The sequence below is a fragment of the Methylophaga muralis genome (genome assembly GCF_001720165.1).
Lineage (GTDB): Bacteria > Pseudomonadota > Gammaproteobacteria > Nitrosococcales > Methylophagaceae > Methylophaga > Methylophaga muralis.
The window spans coordinates 17,416-41,800 of the sequence record NZ_MCRI01000007.1; the positions used below are offsets into that span (position 1 = coordinate 17,416).

General features: G+C 45.0%; 28 protein-coding genes and 1 pseudogene. 18 read left to right on the top strand and 11 right to left on the bottom strand.

Annotated features, from left to right (window positions below):
* Positions 1-153 precede the first annotated feature (153 nt).
* The 8 genes and pseudogenes from A9E74_RS04795 (at position 154) to A9E74_RS04830 (ending at position 7,821) form a co-directional block, all read left to right on the top strand.
* Complete coding sequence (locus tag A9E74_RS04795; RefSeq protein ID WP_069295516.1) at positions 154-696, top strand: ATP-dependent zinc protease family protein; 543 nt, start codon at positions 154-156, stop codon at positions 694-696.
* 156 nt (positions 697-852) lie between these two features.
* Positions 853-1,602: an endonuclease/exonuclease/phosphatase family protein gene (locus A9E74_RS04800; protein WP_069295517.1), complete on the top strand. Its 750-nt coding sequence runs from the start codon at positions 853-855 to the stop codon at positions 1,600-1,602.
* 69 nt (positions 1,603-1,671) lie between these two features.
* On the top strand, positions 1,672-2,151 hold the full coding sequence (locus tag A9E74_RS04805; RefSeq protein WP_069295518.1) for a lipocalin-like domain-containing protein: 480 nt from the start codon (positions 1,672-1,674) through the stop codon (positions 2,149-2,151).
* A 72-nt stretch (positions 2,152-2,223) separates the two neighbouring features.
* Positions 2,224-3,140: pseudogene (locus A9E74_RS15050) on the top strand (sodium-dependent bicarbonate transport family permease).
* A gap of 92 nt (positions 3,141-3,232) precedes the next feature.
* Positions 3,233-4,573, top strand: a complete 1,341-nt coding sequence (locus A9E74_RS04815) for an amidohydrolase family protein (protein WP_069295519.1) — start codon at positions 3,233-3,235, stop codon at positions 4,571-4,573.
* 256 nt (positions 4,574-4,829) lie between these two features.
* Positions 4,830-6,140: an MFS transporter gene (locus A9E74_RS04820; protein ID WP_069295520.1), complete on the top strand. Its 1,311-nt coding sequence runs from the start codon at positions 4,830-4,832 to the stop codon at positions 6,138-6,140.
* A gap of 126 nt (positions 6,141-6,266) precedes the next feature.
* The gene (locus A9E74_RS04825; protein WP_069295521.1) at positions 6,267-7,181 is read left to right on the top strand and encodes a cation diffusion facilitator family transporter; all 915 of its coding nucleotides are present in this window, start codon (positions 6,267-6,269) and stop codon (positions 7,179-7,181) included.
* Between the two features lie 91 nt (positions 7,182-7,272).
* Positions 7,273-7,821 (top strand): cold shock domain-containing protein, encoded by a 549-nt coding sequence (locus A9E74_RS04830; RefSeq protein WP_218104289.1) that lies wholly within the window; start codon positions 7,273-7,275, stop codon positions 7,819-7,821.
* Here A9E74_RS04830 and fucP read toward each other — a convergent pair.
* From fucP to A9E74_RS04845, 3 genes are all read right to left on the bottom strand, one after another.
* Entirely contained in the window at positions 7,818-9,095 is a 1,278-nt protein-coding gene (gene fucP / locus A9E74_RS04835; RefSeq protein WP_069295523.1) for an L-fucose:H+ symporter permease, read from the bottom strand. The two genes, A9E74_RS04830 and fucP, sit on opposite strands and share 4 nt — an antisense overlap.
* Before the next feature lie 82 nt (positions 9,096-9,177).
* On the bottom strand, positions 9,178-9,639 hold the full coding sequence (locus A9E74_RS04840; protein ID WP_245652052.1) for a thioesterase domain-containing protein: 462 nt from the start codon (positions 9,637-9,639) through the stop codon (positions 9,178-9,180).
* Complete coding sequence (locus A9E74_RS04845; RefSeq protein ID WP_245652053.1) at positions 9,639-10,349, bottom strand: type 1 glutamine amidotransferase; 711 nt, start codon at positions 10,347-10,349, stop codon at positions 9,639-9,641. The genes A9E74_RS04840 and A9E74_RS04845 overlap by 1 nt, the downstream gene beginning before the upstream one ends.
* A gap of 222 nt (positions 10,350-10,571) precedes the next feature.
* Here A9E74_RS04845 and A9E74_RS04850 point away from each other — a divergent pair, with 222 nt between their 5' ends.
* Both A9E74_RS04850 and A9E74_RS13995 read left to right on the top strand, forming a co-directional pair.
* Entirely contained in the window at positions 10,572-11,108 is a 537-nt protein-coding gene (locus A9E74_RS04850; RefSeq protein WP_069295525.1) for an SgcJ/EcaC family oxidoreductase, read from the top strand.
* Between the two features lie 94 nt (positions 11,109-11,202).
* Positions 11,203-11,352: a DUF3096 domain-containing protein gene (locus A9E74_RS13995; RefSeq protein ID WP_084002930.1), complete on the top strand. Its 150-nt coding sequence runs from the start codon at positions 11,203-11,205 to the stop codon at positions 11,350-11,352.
* A gap of 105 nt (positions 11,353-11,457) precedes the next feature.
* Here A9E74_RS13995 and A9E74_RS04855 read toward each other — a convergent pair whose 3' ends face one another.
* Together A9E74_RS04855 and A9E74_RS04860 are read right to left on the bottom strand one after the other, a co-directional pair.
* Positions 11,458-11,781, bottom strand: coding sequence for a hypothetical protein (locus A9E74_RS04855; protein WP_069295526.1), 324 nt, complete (start codon positions 11,779-11,781; stop codon positions 11,458-11,460).
* Positions 11,782-11,860: 79 nt separating this feature from the next.
* The gene (locus A9E74_RS04860) at positions 11,861-12,253 is read right to left on the bottom strand and encodes a gamma-glutamylcyclotransferase family protein (RefSeq protein WP_069295527.1); all 393 of its coding nucleotides are present in this window, start codon (positions 12,251-12,253) and stop codon (positions 11,861-11,863) included.
* Between the two features lie 67 nt (positions 12,254-12,320).
* Here A9E74_RS04860 and gluQRS point away from each other — a divergent pair, with 67 nt between their 5' ends.
* From gluQRS to mnhG, 8 genes are all read left to right on the top strand, one after another.
* Entirely contained in the window at positions 12,321-13,271 is a 951-nt protein-coding gene (gene gluQRS, locus A9E74_RS04865) for a tRNA glutamyl-Q(34) synthetase GluQRS (RefSeq protein ID WP_069295528.1), read from the top strand.
* Positions 13,272-13,561: 290 nt separating this feature from the next.
* Positions 13,562-15,859 (top strand): putative monovalent cation/H+ antiporter subunit A, encoded by a 2,298-nt coding sequence (locus A9E74_RS04870; RefSeq protein WP_069295529.1) that lies wholly within the window; start codon positions 13,562-13,564, stop codon positions 15,857-15,859.
* Positions 15,859-16,305: a Na+/H+ antiporter subunit B gene (locus A9E74_RS04875; RefSeq protein WP_245652054.1), complete on the top strand. Its 447-nt coding sequence runs from the start codon at positions 15,859-15,861 to the stop codon at positions 16,303-16,305. Before A9E74_RS04870 ends, A9E74_RS04875 begins: the two co-directional genes overlap by 1 nt.
* A gap of 34 nt (positions 16,306-16,339) precedes the next feature.
* On the top strand, positions 16,340-16,687 hold the full coding sequence (locus A9E74_RS04880; protein ID WP_069295530.1) for a Na+/H+ antiporter subunit C: 348 nt from the start codon (positions 16,340-16,342) through the stop codon (positions 16,685-16,687).
* On the top strand, positions 16,684-18,192 hold the full coding sequence (locus tag A9E74_RS04885) for a Na+/H+ antiporter subunit D (RefSeq protein ID WP_069295531.1): 1,509 nt from the start codon (positions 16,684-16,686) through the stop codon (positions 18,190-18,192). The genes A9E74_RS04880 and A9E74_RS04885 overlap by 4 nt, the downstream gene beginning before the upstream one ends.
* Positions 18,189-18,662 (top strand): Na+/H+ antiporter subunit E, encoded by a 474-nt coding sequence (locus A9E74_RS04890; RefSeq protein ID WP_069295532.1) that lies wholly within the window; start codon positions 18,189-18,191, stop codon positions 18,660-18,662. The genes A9E74_RS04885 and A9E74_RS04890 overlap by 4 nt, the downstream gene beginning before the upstream one ends.
* A gap of 10 nt (positions 18,663-18,672) precedes the next feature.
* Positions 18,673-18,945 (top strand): MrpF/PhaF family protein, encoded by a 273-nt coding sequence (locus A9E74_RS04895; protein WP_136552730.1) that lies wholly within the window; start codon positions 18,673-18,675, stop codon positions 18,943-18,945.
* A complete protein-coding gene (gene mnhG, locus A9E74_RS04900) occupies positions 18,938-19,345 on the top strand; it encodes a monovalent cation/H(+) antiporter subunit G (RefSeq protein WP_069295534.1) in 408 nt (135 codons plus the stop codon). The genes A9E74_RS04895 and mnhG overlap by 8 nt, the downstream gene beginning before the upstream one ends.
* Here the strand turns inward: mnhG and A9E74_RS04905 are convergent.
* The 6 genes from A9E74_RS04905 to A9E74_RS14920 form a co-directional block, all read right to left on the bottom strand.
* The gene (locus tag A9E74_RS04905; RefSeq protein WP_245652055.1) at positions 19,336-19,881 is read right to left on the bottom strand and encodes a hypothetical protein; all 546 of its coding nucleotides are present in this window, start codon (positions 19,879-19,881) and stop codon (positions 19,336-19,338) included. The genes mnhG and A9E74_RS04905 overlap by 10 nt on opposite strands.
* On the bottom strand, positions 19,878-20,243 hold the full coding sequence (locus tag A9E74_RS04910; protein ID WP_084002938.1) for a lysozyme inhibitor LprI family protein: 366 nt from the start codon (positions 20,241-20,243) through the stop codon (positions 19,878-19,880). The genes A9E74_RS04905 and A9E74_RS04910 overlap by 4 nt, the downstream gene beginning before the upstream one ends.
* 144 nt (positions 20,244-20,387) lie before the next feature.
* A complete protein-coding gene (locus tag A9E74_RS04915; RefSeq protein ID WP_069295536.1) occupies positions 20,388-21,956 on the bottom strand; it encodes a GGDEF domain-containing protein in 1,569 nt (522 codons plus the stop codon).
* A 199-nt stretch (positions 21,957-22,155) separates the two neighbouring features.
* Complete coding sequence (locus A9E74_RS14910) at positions 22,156-22,629, bottom strand: HAD-IC family P-type ATPase (protein ID WP_069295537.1); 474 nt, start codon at positions 22,627-22,629, stop codon at positions 22,156-22,158.
* Positions 22,613-23,248, bottom strand: a complete 636-nt coding sequence (locus A9E74_RS14915) for an HAD-IC family P-type ATPase (protein ID WP_069295538.1) — start codon at positions 23,246-23,248, stop codon at positions 22,613-22,615. The genes A9E74_RS14910 and A9E74_RS14915 overlap by 17 nt, the downstream gene beginning before the upstream one ends.
* On the bottom strand, positions 23,230-24,372 hold the full coding sequence (locus A9E74_RS14920) for a heavy metal translocating P-type ATPase (RefSeq protein WP_069295539.1): 1,143 nt from the start codon (positions 24,370-24,372) through the stop codon (positions 23,230-23,232). The genes A9E74_RS14915 and A9E74_RS14920 overlap by 19 nt, the downstream gene beginning before the upstream one ends.
* Between the last annotated feature and the right edge of the window lie 13 nt (positions 24,373-24,385).

The following is a 24,385-nucleotide window of genomic DNA, read 5'->3' on the forward strand; positions in this document are numbered from 1 at the left end:
GATAAATATCAATAGTGTTGTGCCATAAAAAAACTATAAATCTTTAAAATCAATTGTTTGTAATAATTTCAGGTTAGATTCATCTTTGTCGTGTTAGCCTGTTCCCGGCCATGATGCCCACCCAATTCCAAAAAAATGAAAAGGATAGACAGCATGCGTAAATTAACTTTGAGCCTTTTATTGGCGTTTAGCCTGACCGCTCATGCCGAACAAAACAAACTAGATCTTGAAGAGCAATCTGTGCTCGGTCATCAGGAAATCGTTACGTTATTTCCCGGTGAAATCAAAACCAATGCACGTATTGATACTGGTGCAGCGACAAATTCCATGTATGCCATCGACACTAAAGTGTTTGAGGAAAATGGTGAAAAACAGATCCGTTTTAAATTCGTTGATCACGAAGACAATGAACATGAAATCACTCGTCCATTGATTGATACAGTCACCGTAACTCAAGCCAGTGGTGAACAAACTCGCTATGTGGTCGAAATGGGTTTGTGTGTTGGTGATTACTATGAAGAAACGCGTTTTACACTGGCTGATCGCAGCAATATGACCTTCCCAATTTTGGTAGGCCGTAACTTTTTAGAAAATTCATTACTAGTCAGTTCAGCTGAAAAAATGATCGCTTCACCAGAATGTGAAGTAAAACTGGCTAAGAAAGATCCGGAAGAACTTCCCGTTGTACAACACTGATCAGCTGTAACTTTAGTATAAGAGCCACATTAGAAAGCGCCTGCTCGTCTTTGAGCAGGCGTTTTTTTTGATTTAACGGGATAGTTTTAACCTCAATAATATTTCCTTCACAAAAGAGATGTTATGGTATGGCTTTAGCTAATTTTCAGAGATGGAATGTCAAAACAATCACTTAGAATTCTGACTTACAACCTGCATAAAGGCTTTAATACCGGCAATCGGCAGTTCATCCTGCATGAAATGCGTGAAGCATTACGCGAAGCCGATGCCGATATTATGTTGTTGCAGGAAATTCAAGGTGAACATACTGGTCATGAGCTGAAGCAGCAGCTTTGGCCTGGTCCGCATTGTGATTTTATTGCTGAAGATATCTGGCCACATTTTGCCTATGCCAAAAATGCGGTGTACAGCGTCGGCCATCACGGCAACGCCATTCTCAGCAAATATGCTTTGCAAAGCTGGGAAAATATTAATGTTTCACCCTACACCTGGGCCAGCCGCAGTTTGTTACACGGCGTCATCCATATCCCCGATACCCAACAAGAACTGCATATTGTCTGTCTGCATCTTGGCCTTACAGGAACCGAACGCAAACGTCAGTTACAAACGTTATGTGAGCGTATCGATGAGCATGTGCCGCACGGTGTACCACTTATAGTTGCCGGCGATTTTAATGACTGGAACGGCCAGGCAGAAAAACATTTCACTCAACGATTAGATTTGAAAGAAGCCTTTCGGACCTTGCATAAAACCCATGCACGAACCTGGCCTTCGTGGATGCCGATTTTCAAGATGGATCGCATTTACTACCGTGGGCTTGAGCCTACATCCTGTGAATGTCCGCCCCACTCTTCTTGGAAAATGCTTTCTGATCACGCGCCATTGATTGCTGCCTTTGAGTTTTAGAACCCGTTTATTTAACGAAACCTGCTGAAATATTTCAGCGCTCCGCTAACTTCAATAAAGGAAATGATTATGTTGAAAACATTATCCACCGTAATGCTTGCGACGTTTATGTCTACCAGCTTTGCTAACGACGAAAGCCAAATGCATGGTGCATGGAAACTGGTGTCTTATGAAGTCGAAGTGCAGGAAACGGGAGAAATGTTTCATCCTATGGGTAAGAAGCCCACTGGCTATGTGGTGTTTACCCCTGAACAACGGGTTTGGTTTGTGTTAACCGGTGAAGGTCGTAAACCAGCGAAAACCGTTGAAGATAAAGCAGCTTTGTTAGATACCATTATTTCGTACACTGGCGGATATCGAATTGAAGACAACATGTGGATTACCAGCGTGGAAGTCGCCTGGAACCCAGAATGGGTCGATACAGAACAAGCGCGTGAATTCAAAATTGATGGTGAACGTCTGCAAGTTTTCACCCCATGGCGAGTGATGCCAAATTGGCCGGAAAAAGACATGACCCGCAGTATCGTGACTTTTGAACGCTCAGAGTAGGAAATAAACTCAAATTGAATTAAAGTGCGCGGCATATAAGTTAAAGGAGTAAATATGCCTGACATCGTGGTCATGTTTTTTCTACTGGGTTTAGTGGGTGGACTGGTTAAGTCTGATCTGGCTATTCCTAAAGCAGCTTACGATGTTTTAAGTCTGTTATTGATGCTGACTATCGGCCTCAAAGGCGGCATGGCATTACATGGCAACATGGGTTGGAGTCTGCTACCTGAGCTAATGTCAGTGGCATTATTAGGCTTTTTAATCCCGCTAATTCTATTTCCGCTGTTGTGGAAAGTGGTTCGATTGAATTTGGCTGACAGTGCCAGTTTTGCTGCCCACTATGGTTCAGTCAGCGCCGGGACTTTTGCTGTGGCACTGGCCTACGCCGAAAGCAATCAAATGCTGGTTGGCGGTCAGGTAACTCTTTACTTGGTACTACTGGAATTACCCGCAATTGTTATCGGCTTGATGTTATATCGGCATTTTAGTGGAGTAAAAAATGCCGCATCAGGTGGCATGATGAGTATCTTGCACGAGTCATTAACTAACAGAGGCGTGATTCTGCTGGTTGGCGGGGTGTTAATTGGTTGGATGTACGGCCCAAGACAAGGCGCGGGGGTCACCGATTTATACACCGGAGCTTTATGGGTGTACTGGCTTTGTTTCTGCTTGAAATGGGTATTGTTGCTGCCGAAGCATTAAGTAAATTATCTCGCGATAAAATTCCAGTGGTGATATTTGCCATTGTTGCGCCGACCGTCTTGGCGTTAGCCGGATTATTTACCGGTAAATTGCTGGGGCTACCGGACGGTTCGGTATTAATCCTGGCAAGTTTAACCGCCAGTGCTTCTTATATCGCAGCACCGGTTGCAGTGCGATCAGCTATTCCACAAGCCGATATTGGCTTAGCCATGTTGGCGGCTTTGGGGCTGACTTTCCCATTTAATGTCATTGTCGGTATTCCGCTGTATCACAGCCTGATTGGTTAATCAGTGGCTTTTTATTTCTAACCAATAGGATGGAACCCTGATAGACGAACTCAGTCGCACTAATAACCTAGCCATGAAACATGGAGTTATTAATGTCTGTATTTCGTCAACTATCACTTTTTGGTTTACTCAGTTTATTGCTTATTTCTACTGTACGAGCTGAATCCAACTCCACAATCGTCATTGACTCTGCAAGGTTGTTTGATGGCGAACATGTGATTGAACAAGCGAGAATGGTGATTGAAAACGACACGATAATCGCCGTCGGCTCACAACAGGAAATCGCCCTCCCAGCTCAAGCTCGTCATCTCAGCTATGCAAATCGTTTCATCATGCCCGGCCTTATTGCCGCTCACTCACATGTTGGAACCGTGTCCGGTTTACAACATGGCGGTGACTTCTACAGTCGCGAAACTGTGATGCGTGATCTAGCCCAGTTCCAACGATATGGTGTGGTTGCCGTTAATGCATTAGGGCTTAATCGTCCGTTATTCCATGAGTTACGAAATGAAATGCGTGGCAGCCATCATCGAGGTGCTGATTTATATGGTGCTGGTGCCGGTGTAGGAGCTATTGATGGCGCGCCACCGAAAGGTCGAATGGGCTTAACGGAAGATCAGGCAGAACGTCCAGCCACTCCCGCAGCAGCACGTTTAGCTGTCAAACAAATGAATGATGCTGGAATCGATATGGTGAAAGTCTGGGTCGATGGAATGGGTGGCGATGTTCCCACTATGCCAGCCGAGATCTATCAGGCAGCTTTTGAAGAAGCCCATGCTCTGGGACTTCCATCGGCCGCTCATATTCATTATCTGGATGATGCCAAAGGTGTAGTTGCTGCAGGTGTGAATGTCGTTGCTCACGGGGTACGTGATACCGATGTAGATCAAGAATTTATCGATTTAATGTTGGCGGGAGATGTCTGGTATGTGCCCACTATCAATATTAATGAAGCTGAATATATATATGCTCAACATCCCGAATGGCTGCATGATCCATTTTTTACTGCCAGCCTGAGTCCAGAACTGCAGCAGCAATTGAGTGACGATTCCTGGCGCGAAGCAGCCCTGGCGAAAAGTGAAAAAAACCGTCAGTCGGTTAACTACAACATTAAAAACCTGACAAAACTGCACAATGCCGGAGTCAAAATTGCTTTGGGCACGGATTCCGGAGCAACGGCCTTGAGGATTCCCGGATTTGCTGAGCACCGTGAACTGGAATTGATGGTACAGGCAGGCATGTCAACAACCTCTGTTTTACAGGCCGCAACAGCTAATGCAGCAGCTATGATGCAATTACCTAATCGGGGACGCTTGGCCGCCGGTTATCAAGCTGACTTTATGGTTCTGTCCGCCGATCCGACCTTTAATATTCTTGCCAGCAGACAAATTGTTGAAGTCTGGCGTTACGGAATTCAACAAGAAAAATTCTGAAGCTGATAACTTCGGTTCAACTATTGCATAGTTTTGCTGAAGGTTGATATCACGCTACTGCAATTTATTAGGCTTGATCGCTCAGATTACGATGCAGCGCCAGTCTCTTAGGGTTGGCGTATTTCTGAACAACGCGTAATCTGGTTTCATAATGCTTTATTGTGGTGCGGCTAAACCATTGCAGGTCGTCATTTAGACTCATTCCGGAGTTATTAAACAGATAAAACTAATTGTTTGAGCATTGAAGGAGCAAGGGATGCATTCGTTAGCACTGCTAAAACCTATTCAATCAATATTATTTAGCGTGGCGCTATTGCTGCTTGGCAATGGATTGATTAGTACCCTGCTCACTTTACGTGGCACCAGTGAAGGATTTTCCAGTGCCGTAATGGGCATGATCATGTCGGCCTATTTTGTCGGATTTATCTGTGGCACCTGGGTAAGCGGTCGTTTAATCCGCCGGATGGGTCATATCCGCACTTTTGCTTTCTGCGCTTCGGTCTGCGCCACCACCACACTCTTGCACGTACTCTTTATCGATCAATGGGCCTGGATGGGCTTTCGTTTCTTTTATGGTTTGGCTTACATCACCTTAATGACAGTGATTGAAAGCTGGCTTAATAGTCAGGCTGCCAGCCATGAGCGTGGAAAGATCTTTGCGTTTTACATGGTGGTTAACTTAGGTGCGCTTGCCATTGCACAACAAATGCTCAATCTTGATTCACCGGAAGGCTTTTTGTTATTCGCTTTGGTATCCATTCTAGTCAGTTGGGCGATTCTGCCTTTGACATTGACCCGTCGTAACCAACCGAATATTGCGACAGAAAGACCTAAAAGCAGTCTAAAAAGCTTATTGAAAATTGCTCCATTAGCTGTTGCCGGAGCAGCCTTGTCCGGGTTGGCAATGGGCGCTTTCTGGTCCATGACACCGATTTATGCCACACAACTCGGTTATGACATCAGCGGCATCGCGATGATCATGAGCTTAACCATTATCGGTGGTGCTGTTTTGCAGATCCCCATTGGTCGTTATTCCGATAAACATGATCGCCCCAAAGTTATGACCTGGGTGGTCATGCTGGCTGCTGCTATATCGATAATAATGATCATCGTGCCCACCCAAAAACTACTGCTCAGTTTGTTTTTTATCTGGGGTGGCCTGGCGTTTTCCATTTATCCATTATCCGTTGCCCAATTAATCGATCAGCTGCATCCGGATGAAATCGTTTCGGGTTCCTCCGATATGCTGGTACTGCATGGTGCGGGCTGTGCGTTTGCTCCAGTGCTATCCGGTTCATTAATGACCGTACTGGGGCCGCATGGATTACCAATTTATATTGGTTTGGTATTGTTATTACTTGGTGGCTACACCATTTACCGTCGGCGTCGTGTGGTCGATCTGGTGAGTGGTCAAAATGCTCATTTTGAACCAATGGTGCAAACCAGTGCTCAAGCGTTGAATATGATGTTTGATCAACAACAACGTGATCTGTTTGATGATCCAAGTTTTTACGGGGAAGAAGAACAGAACCGTATTATCAATGCTTTGCGTCAAAGTGGTTCTTAAACTAGGTTTTTTTGTAGACATCGTCTTTAATAAACGTGATCCTTGCCAGGCAAAAAAGCGCTGCCAGCATGTACTCGATGTTTTAACTGGCAAATGCTTTTGATATCACTTGATCACGGAAACAAAATGGAAAATCGCCAGCCTCATCACCACGAAGTTGCAAACTATAATCGCGCTTTTGCTATCGGTATCAGCTTAAATGTGGTGTTTGTCATTATTGAAGCCAGCTATGGCATTTTAGCTGGTTCGATGGCGCTATTAGCGGATGCCGGACATAACTTAAGTGATGTGGTGAGTTTGATACTCGCATGGGGTGCCAGCATTCTGGCGAAAAAAGCCGCCACAGCGAAACGCACTTATGGTTTTCGCAAAGCCACTGTGATGGCGGCCCTAATAAGCTCCATCATGTTGTTTATTGCTTTAGGCGCTATCGCCTGGGAATCGATCAATAGAATGTTAAATCCCCAGCCGGTTGAAGGCATGACCGTAATTGTTGTTGCCAGCATCGGTGTAGTAATCAACACCATCACTGCGCTGTTGTTTTTTAAGGGTCAAAAACAGGATTTAAATATTCGCGGTGCCTTTCTACATATGGCTGCCGATGCGGCTGTATCGCTAGGGGTTGTAATTGCCGGATTGTTTATTCTGTTCAAAGGTTGGTTATGGATTGACCCACTCGTCAGCCTGTTGATTGTGGCGATTATTTTGGTGGGTACCTGGCGCTTATTTCGTGAATCGTTCAATTATGCAATGGACGCTGTACCGGAAAATATTGATCTGCAAAAAATTCAGCAGTATTTACTGGATTTGGAACAGGTCGACTCACTGCATGATTTACATGTCTGGCCATTAAGCACCAGTGAAACGGCATTAACCGCGCATTTAGTGGTGAAAAATAATCCATTGGACAACGCATTTTTAGCCCAACTGCAACATGATCTGCATGATCATTTTGATATTGAGCATGTAACAATTCAGCTGGAATCCATTGAGCAAGCCAGTTTATGTTTGCTCGGTAGCAACAATGAGTGTCATCGTTAAGCCATTTAATCAAAGATGATTTACCCTTCCTCACTCACAGCAACTCTGTTATGGTGCCTCACTTATCACTGACTGGCGCTAAGTAATCAAGATGCATGGAAAGTTAATTAAGTGGAAAGATGACAGAGGTTTTGGCTTTATCCTCTGCGAGCATAATCAACAGGAAGTCTTTGTACATATTTCCGCCTTTCCAAGCGGCAGCCCGCGCCCCAAAGTCGGTGAAATGCTTGGTTTTGAAATAGAAACTACGGCAGACGGTAAAACCCGAGCCATAAATATTAGCCGTGCGGCATCGTTAAAACCCAAAGCTTCGCCAGTCAAGCTTAGTAAAACACCCGGTAAAACCACCAAATCAATCAGCTTAATAATTGCAGTGATATTGGTGGTTTTAATTGCAGTAAGTGTTTCTCAAAAATTCACTTCTGCTCCAACTTCAGCTGCAACTGAGCAGATTACGCCGAGTGGTATTTCAACGGTGCCAGAAGTGACTGCGACTCAATTTAGTTGTGATGGCAGAACCCATTGCAGCGAAATGACATCTTGTGCAGAAGCTAAGTATTTTCTTAAAAACTGTCCAAACACAATGATGGATGGTGATCAGGATGGCGTACCTTGTGAAGCACAGCACTGCGTTTTCTAACACGCTCTTTTAGAGCGCACATCAAAATAGCCATAGGCAGCGACCACCAAAAAACAGGCTGCAGGAACAATATAGGAAATCGCCGTATTAAATACGTCGATCAACGCTCCCTGAAACAACGGCATAATCGCACCGCCGAGAATCGCCATCACCAGTCCAGCCGCACCAAATTTGGTATCTTCGCCCAAGCCTTTTAATGCCACTCCGTAGATAGTCGGGAACATCAGCGACAAACAGGCCGAAATAGAAACGATGGCCCAAACTCCGGAAATAGTTGGACTCAACATGGCAAATAAACATAAAGCGCTGCCAGTTAAGGCGAGTATGGTCATCAACACCGTTGGCCGGACATAGCCCATCAACCAGGTCATCGCAAAACGGGACACCAAAAACACCAGCAAACTGTATTGCAAATAAATACTGGCATCGGCTGCGGTACCGCCCATCGCCTGCTGCACATACTGAATGGTGAAGGTCCAGACGCAGACTTGTGCCGCTACATTAAAAAATTGAGCAATAACGCCAAATCGGTAATGGGTATTGGCCATCAAGCGTTTAAATATCTGTGCGAAATGTAATTCACCGATGCTCGACACCACCGCTTCACGTGGTTTTGGCACTTTGGAAAACAAAATCATCAGCCAAATCAACAACAAAGCCGCCGCCATGCTCACATAAGGCAACATCACGGCTTTAAGTTCCGCGGCTTGTACCAGCTTTAATTCTTCAACCGTCATTAACGCCCGATCAGCAGCTTCGGCAATATGCAAATTGGGCAGGATTAATGTAGCGGCTAGAAAAACGCCTAGATTAGTCCCAACCGGATTAAAGGCTTGCGCCAGATTGAGTCTGCGTGTGGCATTTTCTAATGGGCCCATCGCCATCACAAAGGGATTGGCCGAAGTTTCCAGAATCGATAATCCGGAGGCCAGAATAAATAACGCCGCGAGAAAATAATGATAATTCATTGCCAGACTGGCAGGATAAAACGCTAAGGCACCGATTACCGCCAACCCTAAACCGCATAAAACACCAGTTTTATAGGAATATCGGCGGTTAATAAAAGCGGCGGGTATTGCCAGACAAAAGTATGCCCCGTAATAAGCAAATTGCACTAAGGCAGATTGCAAGGTGCTCATGGCAAAGATTTGACTGAACACTTTGACCAATGGATCGGTCATATTCGCTGCCACACCCCAGGCAGCAAAACAGGTGATCAATAAAATAAACACCAGTCGCATTTCTGGGTAGACAAAGGGCTTTTTGACCGACATAACGTTCAGGCTCCGTACTGCTCGCAGGCTTTTTACCTGAGTGTAACAGTAATTTAATGGAACCCGAGATAGCTGAGATTATTTACTTATCGCCAAATAACGCTACAAAATCACCTGAGAATTTGCCTGCCATTTTTTGATCGCTATATAAACTGGCCACCACACTTATCCGTGCTTTGCCTTTGCGTCGTAATGTGGTGAGAAATGTCGGCCAATCCTCTTCATCTACCAATACCGCAGTGGCCGTAAACTCTTGCGTCATGGGTTTCAGATAAGCCATTTCATTGCGTTGAATCACCAAACGCGAGGCTATCCCCTCTTCCGCCAAACGGGTATGCAATAACGACCAGGCCGACAAAATAGCTAATGTCGAAGCACTGCCACCAAATACCGTTTCCTGATGATTAATATTGGGGGCTAATGGTGCAGCCAAAGTTAGCGTCTGCTGATTTATATCCAGCACTGACACCTGCATTGCAGCTGACAATGGGATATGTTGGTGCAGATACCGTTGTAATTGTTGAGTTTTGCTCATAACTGTCATTAGTTTTTAAGCTCATGTTGTGCAGTATGTAAATACTCCAGTACGGCATTCATTAACTGATTGATAGCGTGATAATTGTGTACATCAGCTGACAGAATCTCAGCCGCCGATTGTACATAGGGTGCGGGTTGTAGCTCATCAGCACAGTGTTCAACCAAAGCTTGAACAGAGTCCGGTGTTGTTTCCAGATGAAACTGCAGACCGATCACAGATTTTCCCAACTGAAAAGCCTGGTTTCGACAACCATAACTTTCGGCGATCCGTTCAGCGCCTTCGGGTAAATCAAAGGTTTCACCATGCCAGTGGAATACGCTGGCTGTTTCAGGAAACTGGAATGCCAATGCATTATTATTTGACACTGCTTGAATCGGCCACCAGCCGATTTCTTTTTCTTTATTTGGATATACTCTGCCGCCCATGGCATTGGCGATCAACTGGGCTCCTAAACAAATTCCCAGTAGCGGTTTACCAGTCGCTATAAATTGCTGAATAAACTGCTTCTCTGCTGCCAGCCAAGGAAACTGAGCTTCGTCGTTGACACTCATTGGTCCGCCCATCACTACCAGAAAATCCACAGCGTCAACTTCAGGCAAATCAGTTTGCTGGTAAAACTGTGTTGAACTTATCTGATAACCATTACTTTTTAACCAGACATCAATACTGCCCAGCCCCTCAAACGGGACATGCTGAAAATAATGTGCTTGCATCATTTATCCTGACTTATTTTACTTATCGCGTAATGATATCCGTCTAATATTTAAGCATTGTGAATTTTAATAGTCTAACAGGTGATTTTTTACCAGCAATCAGTGGGAGCATTTCCTCAGCGTGGTAAAAAGTGATACGGTAAAAACCATCCTGACCAACGAAAAATAGTCAGCGAAAGTTATTCTGCTGATGGTACAGGCCTATCATTCAATGGAGGACAGACAATGACTCAGTACGTTTCTTCACCCCAATTTAGACTGAAATTGATTTTACCACTGATTTTTGGCCTAACCCTTACGGCTTGTGCACCAGAACCTGAGGTACATGCCGCTCAAATCAGCGAAGACGAAATTCAAAACTTATTTGAACGTTGGAATCAGTCACTGCAAACCGGTGACCCGGCAGCGGTTACTGCCAATTACGCTTCTAACGCTGTGTTATTGCCAACGGTTTCCAATAAGGTTCGTACCAATCACACTGAAATTGAAGACTATTTCGTGCATTTTCTGGAACTGAGTCCTCATGGCCGCATCGACGAAAGACATATCTCAGTAAATGATGGCATCGCGATAGATACCGGGATCTATACTTTTGATGTCACTAAAGATGGTGAACAAAAGCAGGTTCAGGCGCGTTATAACTTTGTCTACGAACGTCAGAATGATGGTGAATGGCTGATCGTCAATCATCACTCATCTGCGATGCCTGAAGTCATCGTCGATGAGCCAGAGTTGTTAGAAGACATGCTGATTGAGGGATAATGAGGCGAAAATTGCTGCCTGATGTTGTTCTACAAGACATTCAGGCATACTTTGTGGGTAACAATAAAAACAACATCTACAGCGAGGAAATAAAATGACAATTGCACTCACGCCCCTGATTTCATTGATTGCCGGTATTCTGATTTTGCTGGTACCACGGTTATTAAACTATATCGTAGCCATTTATCTAATCATTATCGGTTTGGTTGGCATCTTTGGCGGTAATTTAAACTTTACCCCCTGATCCACCAGTAAAACTGGCAAAAAAGAAGGCGGTGTTCCAATAGGAACCCGCCTTTTTTATTATCAAATAATCAGATAGTCACAGTTAACCGCTTAGAAAATGAGGTTAATCATCACGTCTGCTGATAATTTCACCTTCGATGATATTGCTCTCATTTTGCGATTGCTGTTTTTGCTGTCGATGAAATTGCTGATGTTGCTGACCTGCTTCAGTTGCTTTTCGCATTTGTCTGCGTGCCCGATACAACATCAAGGGGATAAGGATCCAGCTTAACAACACTACAAACACCAGCAGTGTCAGAGTCAGCATCATCACCAGTCCTAGAATAATCCAGGCAAAAATCCGCTGCAGTAAACCTGCTGACTGCAGCTGCCTGAATTGTTGTTGCCAGGCTTGAGTTTGCTGGCGAAAAGCATCTGAACGAAACATAAAACCTCTTTTTTCAAGCTTTTAAAGCGCTTGTTTGAATAACCTAAAGCCAGTAGCAACACCTAATGGCAGAATGTACTTATGGATTGAGATAGTCACCCGAGGGGATAAGTTTCAATCCTGTTGTTGGCCGATTATAAAGATAAACCCATGCGTTAAGCTGACCACCATCGGCAAGTGTTATGTTATGCCGGCTGCGAACGTATTCGTGCGGTTCGCAAAAGCTGGCAGAACATTCTTCATAATCATCAAGTTGTGCTAACAGCAATTCTTTATTGTTAATCCGATAAACTTCACCGATAACTTGCTGCCGTGAGTCATCGCTTAAAATTACACCCGGATAATGACTGACTTGATACAAGCTGCCTTGCAATCGGCCCAACGCAATAAATTCACAATATCGATGCAGCAAATCATGACGGGCGTTGTCTTTACGTAAGGTGCCATAAACAAATAGATAGTCTTCAGTCATACTCTCAGGGCTGTGAAATAGATAAATTGCTTGTCACATTCTACGTGGTGAATTATCTCAACTAAATATGAATTCAGACTTAACAGCTCATCATTACATCGGACGCTTCGCTCCCTCGCCCACCGGACCATTGCATTTTGGTTCTCTGGTTACCGCTACTGCCAGCTTTCTGGATGCTCGTTCAAATGGTGGCAAATGGCTGGTGCGGATGGAAGATCTGGATAAACCACGAGAAGTCGTGGGTGCTGCAAAGGATATTCTCGATACCCTAGAGAGCTTTGGTTTTCATTGGGATGATGAAGTACTGTTTCAAAGCCAGCGCACTCAGCTTTATCAAAACACACTGGAGCAGTTGCAATCATTAAATCTGGCTTATACCTGCGGCTGTAGTCGAAAGGAAATTAATGCCAGTGCTGTTTTGGGAATTGACGGTCCGGTGTATCCGGGGTTTTGTCGACAGGGATTAGCTACTGGAAAACGAGCACGAACCTGGCGGCTTAGGGTTAATGATCAACCGATATCGTTTGAGGATTTGATTCAGGGTGAACAATCGCAGCTCTTATCACAGCAGGTAGGGGATTTTGTGATCCGTCGTGGGGATGGTTTATTTGCCTATCAGTTAGCAGTGGTTGTCGATGATGCTTTGCAAGGTATAACACATATTGTTCGAGGAGCCGATCTGCTGGATTCAACCCCAAGACAACTGTTTTTGCAGCAGCAACTGGGTTTCACCACTCCGGCCTATGCTCATGTTCCAATCGCGACCAATCTGCAAGGTGAAAAACTCAGCAAACAAACTCGCGCTCAACCCGTCAAGCTACGAGATAGCGGCGTTGTATTATGTCGAGTATTACGATTTCTTGGTCTGCAGCCACCGATAGAACTGGCACATGTTCCACTTGATGAATTATGGAAGTGGGCAATACAGCATTGGCAGGTGCAAAACGTACCCAAACTACGCCGACAAGTCACGTTGATTCCGACAGCAAGCGATATTGAGCGACATTTAGGTCTATGAGCGACTTTATTGCCTGCGCAATTCACTGCTATTTTTAGTTTTTGTTACCCTCGACTTTTTATTCATTCTGCAGCTGTACATTAAATAAGATACAAGTCGCATTGATACATTATTTTTCTGCTGTGTTTTTACGGCTTTTCTTGCACAGTCGGCCGCTGTCGACTATGCTCACAGGCAACTTTTCCCACTCTTAGTTGACTGAAGTCACAGCTAAAGAATGACAAATTCACGTTTTTTATAATGGAATTGTCAGCTCGGTTGTGAGCTGAATTCAGGAGATATTGGATACGATGTTATTTGCCGTTTTATCAGGCTTTATTTTGGCAATGTTTACGCCGCTGCTGCAGCCTGTTGCCCAGAATAAAACTGGCTGGATTTTGGCGATATTGCCCCTATCCTTGACGCTGTACTTTGCCAGCTTTGTCCCTGCGGTAAGTCAGGGTGAGGTTATCTATCAAGAGTGGCAATGGTTGCCTGGGATGGACATCAATCTGAGCTTTATGCTCGATGGCCTGTCACTGTTGTTTGCTCTGCTGATAAGTTTTATCGGCGTTTTCATTTTTATCTACGCTGGCAGCTATCTACAAGGGCACAAATCAACAGCCCGCTTTTTTGTCATTATGTTGGCCTTTATGGCGTCAATGCTGGGGTTGGTGCTTTCCGATAATCTGATCAGCCTGTTTGTGTTCTGGGAATTAACCAGCATTACCTCGTATCTGCTGATTGGCTTTGATCACGAAGACGAATCAGCACGCCGTTCAGCATTACAAGGTTTGTTTGTTACCGTCGGCGGTGGTTTGGCTCTGATGGCCGGGCTGATTATGCTGGCCACTGTCGGTGGCAGTTATCAGCTTTCAGAGATATTAACAGCGTCTGACAGCGTGTTGGAAAGTTCGCTGGCCGTTGGCATGATTATCTGTATTTTACTGGGTACATTTACCAAGTCTGCACAATTCCCCTTTCATTTCTGGTTGCCCAATGCGATGGCGGCACCTACACCGGTATCGGCATATCTGCATTCAGCAACGATGGTCAAAGCCGGGATTTATTTAATGGCACGGCTGAACCCGGCCTTTACCGAACATGCATTGTGGACAGTTTCACTCAGCCTGTTTGGGGCTATCACTATGTTTGTCGGGGCTTACCTGGCCTACAGCGCGACCGATATCAAGAAAGTTTTGGCTTATTCCACGGTAATGGCGCTGGGCACGTTAACCATGTTGCTCGGTATAGGCACCGAATATGCTTTGATTGCTTTTACCTGTTTCCTGCTGGCCCACTCGTTATACAAGGCAGCACTGTTTATGCTGGCAGGCGCGATTGATCACGAGATTGGCACCAAAGATTTAACCTTGATGGGCGGTTTACGAAGCAAAATGCCACGCACTGCAGTGATTACCGCTATCGCTGCATTATCGCTTGCCGGGATGCCGCCATTATTTGGTTTTATCGCCAAAGAAGCGATGTTTGAGGCGGTAATTGGCAATGATAGCTATCAGGCATTGATACTCATTTTAGCCCTGGCTGCAGCAATGCTGGTAATGGCTATCGCCGCAGTAGTTGCTATCAAACCTTTTTATGGGGAATTACGTTCTACCCCGAAAAAACCTCATGAAGCGCCTTTGGCAATGTTGATTGGACCGGCGATTCTGGCGGTATTGTCGCTTATGTTTGGTTTGCTGCCGTGGGTTCCCCAAAACTCCATTCTGAGCGCGACCGTCAATGCGGTGTCAGTGACTCCAGCAAGTTTTTCATTGGCCTTATGGCATGGTTTTAATCTGCCATTGCTGTTGTCGGTTATTGCCTTAATTGGCGGTATTTTATTGTTTGTGTTTTGGCAAAAAACACGGCCAGCCATTGGGCATTTAACAACACAAGCCAGTCGTTTCGGACCGGAAGCTGGCTATTTCAGCATGATGAATGGCATCACCTATATCGCCAGTTGGCAAACCAGGCTACTGCAAAATGGCAAGCTGGGTAATTACATGATTGTGATGATCCTGACCACAGTCATTCTGGTCGGTTACACCTTGTTGAGTCAGTATGGGTTGAACGTGTATCTCAATGTAGAAGGCATCGCTTTTTACGAATTTTTCATTGTGTTATTGATGCTGCTCGCAACCATATATGCCATTTCAACCCGTTCACGCTTAGGAGCAGTAGCCAGTATGGGTGTGCTTGGCTTTACCGTGGCTTTAGTGTTTATACATTTCAGTGCCCCGGATTTAGGTATTACTCAGGTGTTGGTAGAAACGCTTACCGTAATTTTGCTGGTATTGGTGCTATTCAAATTGCCGGGCTTCTCCCGATATTCAAGTCGCTACGAAGTAATTCGTGATGCCAGCGTGGCGGTGTTGATGGGCGTGTTAATGACCTTACTGACACTGGCTGCAATCGACGTACAGTTTTTTGAAACCATTTCAGGATTCTTTGTTGAATCCAGTTACCCGCTGGCTAAAGGTCGCAATATCGTCAATGTGATTCTGGTCGATTTTCGGGCACTGGATACGCTAGGTGAAATATTTGTGCTGGCGATTGCGGCGCTGGGGGTTTTCTCGATGCTCAAACTGCGTGCTGAGGAAAAATAATGGACGATAACAAACCCAAAATAATGACTTTTAATACACTGATCCTGCATACGGCGGCGTTATTTTTATTGCCATTGCAGTTAATTTTTTCAGTGTTTTTATTATTACGCGGCCATGATGAACCAGGTGGTGGCTTTATTGCCGGACTGGTCGCTTCAGGGGCATTTGTGTTGTATCTGTTTGCCCATGGTGTGGCATCAACCCGTGAAATTATGCGGGTGGAACCACGCGATTTGCTGGCATTAGGTTTGTTGTTGGGTTTAGCCGCGATGTTTCCGGGCATGCTCAATGGCGAAGCTTTTCTTACTGCGCAATGGTGGGAATTTTCACTTGGTGATACCCAAGTCAAATTATCGACTGTGTTGATCTTCGATATCGGCGTTTATTTTGCGGTATTGGGGACGATTCTGACTATCGTGATGTCACTGACGGAGTCTGAAGAGTGAACAATAAACTGAATTTTCAACAGGAGGTTTCAGCATGGAATCGCTGATGGCCTATGTGATCGGCATTCTGTTTGCTGCGGCGATTTATATGATGCTGCGGCGTTCAATTGTAAAACTGGTTATTGGTTTAATCATTCTTAGCAATGCTGCCAACTTATTGATTTTTGCCGTTTCCGGTATGACCCGTGGCGCCCCGCCATTAATACCCGAAGGTGCAGCAGCACCGCTGGGAATCATTGCCGATCCTTTGCCTCAGGCATTGATCTTGACCGCCATTGTTATTGCCTTTGGGGTATTGGCCTTTGCCGTGGTTTTAATTCACCGCGCCTATGAAGTGGTAGGCAATGATGATCTGGACCAAATGAAGGACACTGACACTTGAGCCCGGAAGTAGTATTACCAATAATTATCCCGTTATTTGCCGGAGCGCTGACATTAGCCTTTTGGCGCTCAACGTTTTATCAACGTTGGATCAGTCTATTTGCAACTTTCGCTTTGCTTGGCGCAGGTGTCTGGTTATTAGAAAGTACCCGTGAAGCGGGCTTTGTGGTGATGCAGATGGGCGGTTGGGCAGCCCCGTTTGGCATCACTATCGTGGCTGATTTACTTAGCGCCATTATGATCGTGTTAACCGGCATTATCGGTGTGGCAATCGCCATTTATTCAATGGCCGACACACCGGATAAACATCAAAAGTTCGGCTATTTCCCGTTAATGCATTTGCTGCTGGCCGGTGTTTCCGGTTCATTTTTGGCGGGTGATATTTTCAATCTGTTTGTCTGGTTTGAGGTGATGTTGCTGGCCTCCTTCGCCCTGTTGACCTTGGGCGGTGAACGATCCCAGATGGAAGGGGCAATTAAATACGTCACACTGAATCTGTTTTCATCTGCGATATTCCTCTCCGCCATCGGTTTGTTATACGGCATGGTAGGCACGCTCAACATGGCGGATATTGGTGACAAACTGAGCCAGGTTGAACATACCGGCATGGTCAATGTTTTGGCGATGATGTTTTTGATTTCGTTTGGTATTAAAGCCGCCGCATTCCCGTTATTTTTCTGGTTGCCTGCGTCATATCACACGCCTTTAGTTGGGGTATCAGCCTTATTTGCTGGCCTGCTGACCAAGGTCGGTGTATATGCTTTATATCGAATTTTTACCCTGATATTTATTGGTGATACCGAATTTACCCATACTATTTTGTTATGGATTGCCGTACTCACCATGTTAACCGGTGTTTTGGGCGCGGCAGCCCAATTCGAATTCCGCCGTATTCTGTCGTTTCATATTGTCAGCCAGATTGGCTATATGTTGCTTGGACTGGCGTTATTCACCCCGTTAGCCATTATCGGCGGGGTGTTTTACATCATGCATCACATTATTGTGAAGACCAATCTGTTCCTGATAAGTGGTGTGGTGTATCGACTGCTAGGCAGTTATGACTTGAAAAAGCTGGGCGGGGTTTATAAACATCGTCCAGGACTGGCCATTTTATTTCTGGTCCCTGCCCTGTCGCTTGCCGGGCTACCACCTTTATCAGGTTTTTTCGCCAAGTTTCTGGTGATCCGTGCTGGCCTGGAAGTGGAAGCCTGGGTGGCAACAGCTATTGCCTTACTGGTCGGCCTGCTGACTTTATATTCAATGATTAAAATCTGGGCGGAAGTGTTCTGGAAAAAACTTCCGGAAGGTATTGATGACTCACGATTGACGGGCAAGAAAACCGACAAACAGCTTTGGGTGATGTTGATACCGGTGGTCGGCTTAACTGTATGCACGTTGTATATTGGCCTTAACGGTGAGCCCATTTATCAATTAGCCAGTGAGGCAGCCGATCAGTTGCTCAATCCTGCAGGTTACATTGAAGCGGTGTTAGGAGAGAGACCATGATTGGTTTTTTCTTAAATATTGTATTAGCTCTTTGCTGGGTGGCGTTGACGGGGAGTTTTGGCGGTCTGAATTTTATCTTCGGTTTTGCGTTGGGCTACATAGTGCTCGCCATCGTACAACATCAGTTACCTTCAATGAGTGGCTATGCTCAACGACTGCCACTGTTATTACGTTTTTCCGGTTTCTTTATCAAAGAACTGGTCAAAGCTAACTACAAAGTCGGTTTTGATATTTTGACTCCACCCTGGCATATGCAGCCAGGCGTAATCGCTTTTCCACTGGAAGCTAAATCGGATTTTGAAATCACCATGGTGGCAAACTTTATTTCATTAACTCCGGGGACATTAACGCTGGATATTTCGGATGATCGTCGTGTGCTGTTTATTCATGCGATGTTTTTGCAAGATGAAAAAGCGTTGTTAACCGAACTCCATGAAGTCGAACGGCGTTTGCTGGAAATTTTGCGCTGAGGAGCCTTATGTGAATACGTTTGTGATTAATCTCGTTTATCTGATGTTATCTACTGCATTGCTACTCAGCTTCGTCAGAATGGCCAAAGGCCCTTCGTTGCCTGATCGTGTTGTGGCACTGGAGCTTATTGCTTCTATCGTCGCCGGTATTGTCGGTGTGCATGCCATTGATACCGGTGTCAGTAGTTTTCTTGATGTGGCCATCGTTTTGGCGTTAACAGCATTTTTGGCGGCCATTGGTTTTGCTCGCTTTCTGGAACGTGGAGGCCCACGTGATGACTGATTTATTTGTCGGTTTTTTTCTGATTTTTGGTGCAGCGTTAATGCTGCTCGCCGCTATCGGTATTATCCGTTTGCCTGACTTACCGACACGGATGCATGCCACTACAAAATCAGGCGCTTTGGGAACAAGCTTGATTATGATTGGTGTGGCAGTTTATTTTGCCGACATTACTGTTGTTACCAGGGTGATTGCCATTATTGCGTTTATTATTCTCACCGCACCGGTAGCGGCACATGTAATTGGACGGGCGGGATATTTTGTTGGTGTGCCGTTATGGGAAGGCACGGTAAAAGACGATCTGCAAAAAAACTATGATCCTGAGACCCATTCACTGAGCAGCGGTTTGGAAAAGCCGGCTCCAAGCAAAAAATCGGCAAAACCAAATAAACGTCAAAAATAACTTTCTTCTGCTGGATATAACTGCATGACACCACTGCGGCCTTTAGCATCGCCAAGCAGCCAGATTTGTTCAAAAGGATGCGCCTGAGGTAGGACAATCTGCTGCCGATGCTTCTCAAAATCGCTTTGTTGCCATAATGAATTCATATTGCGTAACACCAGCCATACTCTCTGAGTATGGTAGTTTTTCTGTGCTTTACTACTGAGCACAGCATTGAGCGCTGCAATTAAACGACTATTGACGGGTAATTGGGTCAGGCGATGTAAAGCCGCCAGCATTTTTTCATCTGCTTCTCTGCCAAGAATCAGCTTAGCCTCAGCTTCACTGCCATAAATATGCGCGATTTCCAAATCCAGTTTGCTGTCATTGAGATAACAGGAAACATCCGGTTTGCGAGGCAGGTTATGCCAGATATGCCGCATCGGCGTGCCAAACTGCTTTTCATAAAGTCGCATAAACAGTTTTGCCGCTTCATGCTCTAAATGTATTTTTTCCTGGGTACTGTTGTGCAGCGGAATGATTTCAGAATCGCTCACTTGGTATCTATTTTCGGCTCAGGTAACAGTGGTGGCGTGCTATCCATGTATGTCAGATAACTGTGCCAGATTTGATGGGTGCGTAATTGTGTCATGCGAATAGAACAACCCAGGCCCATGATGCTGCGTATGGTGCCGTCACGCCAAATATCGTAAATTGAGCTACATTGGTCCAAACGATAGACCAGCCAGCTTTGCTGGGCCTTTTCAATAGATTCCACGATTAATTCATTCTCTTTGTATCGGGCCAGGGCTTCTGCAAGGTAATGCTGTAACTCCACCTCATGCTGCTCCAGTTGCTCTGCCAGGCAAACACCTATTTCATAGGTATTGTCGGCATCCGGACATTTATCATCAGCCATCAGTTGGCTCGACACAAATAACAGAAAAAAACCAATTGCTCTCATAACCATTCCCAAAGACACGTTTTACAAGGGTTAAAGTTAACTATTTGTTTTATAAAGTTCCGTCTGTCATTGAAACAACTTTATAAAACGTCATAACAGTTAAGCTTGTAGTTCTTCTTGAATACAAATATTACGGCCTTGTTTTTTTGCCTTGAACATGGCGGTATCGGCGCGTTTAAACACATCTTCGGTATTATCGCCTTTATGAAAAGTGGCGATACCTGCGGAAACGCTAATCGGCACAGGTTTGCCATCGTATAAAAAACGGGTACTGCCAATTTCTTCGCGAATTTTATTGGCCAAAACCATAGTTTCAGTTAACGCGGTACCCGGAAAAATCCCGACAAATTCCTCACCACCAAAACGGGCAACAAAATCAATTTCACGAGTCGAAGTCGATAAAATCTCAGCAATACGAATTAATATCTTATCTCCTGCCAAATGCCCGAGGCTGTCATTAATTTGTTTGAAACTATCGATATCCCACACCACTAAACTCAATGGTTGTTTGTAACGCTGCCAACGAATGTATTCGGTTTCTAACGCATCCATCAGCGCCTGCCGATTGCCAATACCGGTTAACGGATCTTTGCGCACCATTTCATGTGCTTTGCGAATACCATCTTGCAAAGATTTGGTTTCATTTTCCAGTTCCTGTAAACGGTCAGTCAGTTTTTTGATTTCCAGTTGTGATTGTAAATAGCGACTCTGGTCGATGTTTCGATATTCATCTACAGCGCCAGATAATGCGGACAATCTCTCCCGAATTATTGATTTGAGTTCTCTGGGTTCGCTGGTGACATCAATCTGCTTACGAATATCATCCAAACCAGCATCAACACGTTCACCGATCATCTGACGCTGGTTAAATGCTTCTGCATCATCTTTTACGGTAATCCGAAGCAGATCGTCCAGCTCATTAATGCGCTCACTTAAGGTAGAGAGAAAAGCTCGGTATTCGAGCTGTTGCAGCTGTGCCTGAGCACCCAATGAATTAATCAAATTCACTAGTGCATCAATGACTTGCGGTAAGTTCTTTTTATTGGTTTGAGACTGCAGTTGGTCGCGTATTGCCCGCAGCTGTTCATTGAACATCTCTGGTAATTGCAGGTTATCAATAAGACCACATAACAACTGTGATACTTCAGTATTTAGTTTGCTCAACCCCAGTTTCTGCAAAATGCCTGAACGAGGTTTGTCAGTATTAACCAGAGGGACTAACTTATTGGAAAACATGTCTTCCAGTAAATTTATAAACTCAGGTAACAACTCACGGGCTTGTTCATTGGAAGCATCTTTCAATTGGATCAGCAAATTGTCTACACCCGGCTGTGAATCAGCCGGAATGCTCAGCGATAACAGAAGATGGCGTAATAACTCGGAAGCATCCGTTCCCTGCGGCCTTTCATCCATTATGCTGATATATTGCTGAATTTTTTCCAGAATATCGCTGATCCGCTCAGCATCTTTTTTACTGCGTAATTCCTGTCGAAGCGAATGTAAGTGTTTGTCTAAAGCGGGATCAATACCTTCTGAAACCAATGCAAGCCGTCCAAGACTGCGTTCCAGAATTTGTATGTAGACGGTTTGATTCTCGTCGCGTGCAAGCAGCTCAAGATACTTTTGCTTCCATTGCTCAAGTTTATTTTCCAGTTCTTCTGCCGCCATTGTTGAACCTTTTAAGGCAATTAGACTTACTTCTACTATGGATACTACAACAGCTACGAAGGAATCTGAACTCAAAAATTAAGTGTGGTGTGATACAAATCCAAAATGCTTAATCAAAGATTTTGTAATGTGAAATAGTCTAATTTCGAGAACATTAATAAACCTCAATTAGTACAACGTGTTATCGAACATTCAATATTTAGTGAATATGTTTTACACGCTGCAACCTTAGGGCATTTAACACGACAGAGATAGAGCTAAATGCCATTGCTGCGCCAGCCAGCCAGGGTGCCAACAAACCTGCGGCCGCAATTGGAATGCCCAGAGAGTTGTAAGCAAAAGCCCAAAACAGATTCTGCCGGATATTGCGAACCGTCAGATGACTTAACTGAATGGCATCAACTACGGCATTCAAATCGGCTCGCATTAACGCTATATCCGCCGTTTCAATAGCCACATCGCTGCCACTGCCCATAGCAACTCCAATATCCGCCTCTGCTAAAGCTGGAGCATCATTAATACCATCACCCACCATTGCCACTACCTGGCCTTGCTGGCGTAACTCGCGGATCTTATCGGCTTTGTGTTCGGGCAACACCTCGGCAATGACCTTATCAATGCCTAACTCATTGGCGATTGCCTGGGCAGTAATATGATTATCTCCAGTCAACATAATGACTTGCAGCCCACGTTTTTTTTAATGCGCTAACGGCTGATTTTGCTGTATCTCGAATCGTATCAGCTACCGCCAGCAGACCAATGACCTTTTGATCGACTGCAATCAATATGGCCGTTTTGCCCTGCTGTTCCAGGCTTTGTTGCTGCGCTAACCAGTCACCAACTTCAATCTGATAATCTTGCATCAATTTTTTGGTGCCAATCACAATCTGAGAGCTTTTTCCTGCTAATTCGGTACTTGCCACCACGCCATGACCACTGAGTGATTGAAAATTCTCAATATCGGTTATTGGGTTGTCGGATTGCTGCAGTCCGTTAACGATGGCTTGGGCCAGTGGATGCTCTGATTTGGCTTCAATTGCACTAACCACACTGGCAATAAAGGATTGATCAACATTCTCTGCCACCACAAAATCGGTTAACGCTGGTTTACCTTGAGTCAACGTACCAGTCTTATCAAACACCACCGTGGTCAGTGACTGTGTCAGTTCAAGCGTATCAGCCTGTTTAAACAATATGCCCGCCTCTGCAGCCCGACCTGAACCCGCCATGATAGAGGTAGGCGTGGCCAAACCCAGTGCACAGGGACAGGCAATCACCAATACGGCCACCATGGTTTCCAATGCTTTTCCAATATCACCAGGCTAAACCAGAACCACCAAAGTATAAAAGTAATGATGGCAATCCCCACTACGACTGGCACAAAAATGCCCGAGACTTTATCTGCCAGACGTTGAATAGGCGCTTTTGAACCTTGAGCCTGCTCTACGACCCGGACAATTCGAGCTAATGCAGCCTCTTCACCCAGGTGAGTTGCACGAACCCGCAGAAAACCATTTTGATTAAAGGTAGCGCCGACGACTTTATCGTTCAGGCTTTTTTCTACCGGCATGCTTTCGCCGGTCAGCATGGATTCATCGACAGCTGATTGTCCCTCAACGATCACACCATCAACCGGGATCTGTTGGCCAGGTTTAATCTGCACAATATCGCCGTGTTGCAGGTCTTTGACTGAAACTAATTGGGTTTTACCATCAGCAGATTCACGTAATGCTTGCTGAGGCTGCAGCTTTAACAGTTTTTTGATTGCATCAGAGGTATGGCCTTTGGCGCGTGCTTCAAACCATTTTCCCAGCAGAATCAAGGTAATCAATACCGCGCTGGTTTCAAAATACAGGCCATCATGTGCGGCCATCGCGCCAAATTTAAAGGTCAGCCATACACTGTAGAAATAGGCAGCTGAAGTGCCCAATGCCACCAGCACATCCATATTGGCACTACGATTTTTTAAAGCAAAATAACTACCGCGATAAAACTGCCAGCCAATAATAAACTGCACTGGCGTGGCTAATGCCATTTGAAACCAGGCATTCATCAACAAATCTGGAACCGGTATACCGCTGGTCCAGTTGAAATGGCCGACCATGCTGTAAAGCAATGGCAACGACAATATCGCTGCAGCGATAAACTTATAAAACTGCTTTTGCTGTAATTGCTGGTTGGTATCTGTTTGAGGCTGTTCGATATCAATCAAAACCGCGGCATAACCGGCTTTTTCGACCACTTTTACTAGACTTGCTGCATCCAGATTGTCACCGCGAAGTGTGGCTTTTTCATTAGCATAGTTCACCTGAACCGATTTAACAGATGGTGTTTTTTTTAATGCTTTTTCAATGGTGTTGGCACAGGCGGCGCAGCGCATTCCACTAAGTTGCAGTTGAACAATTTGCTGAGCCATTTTATGTCCTGTT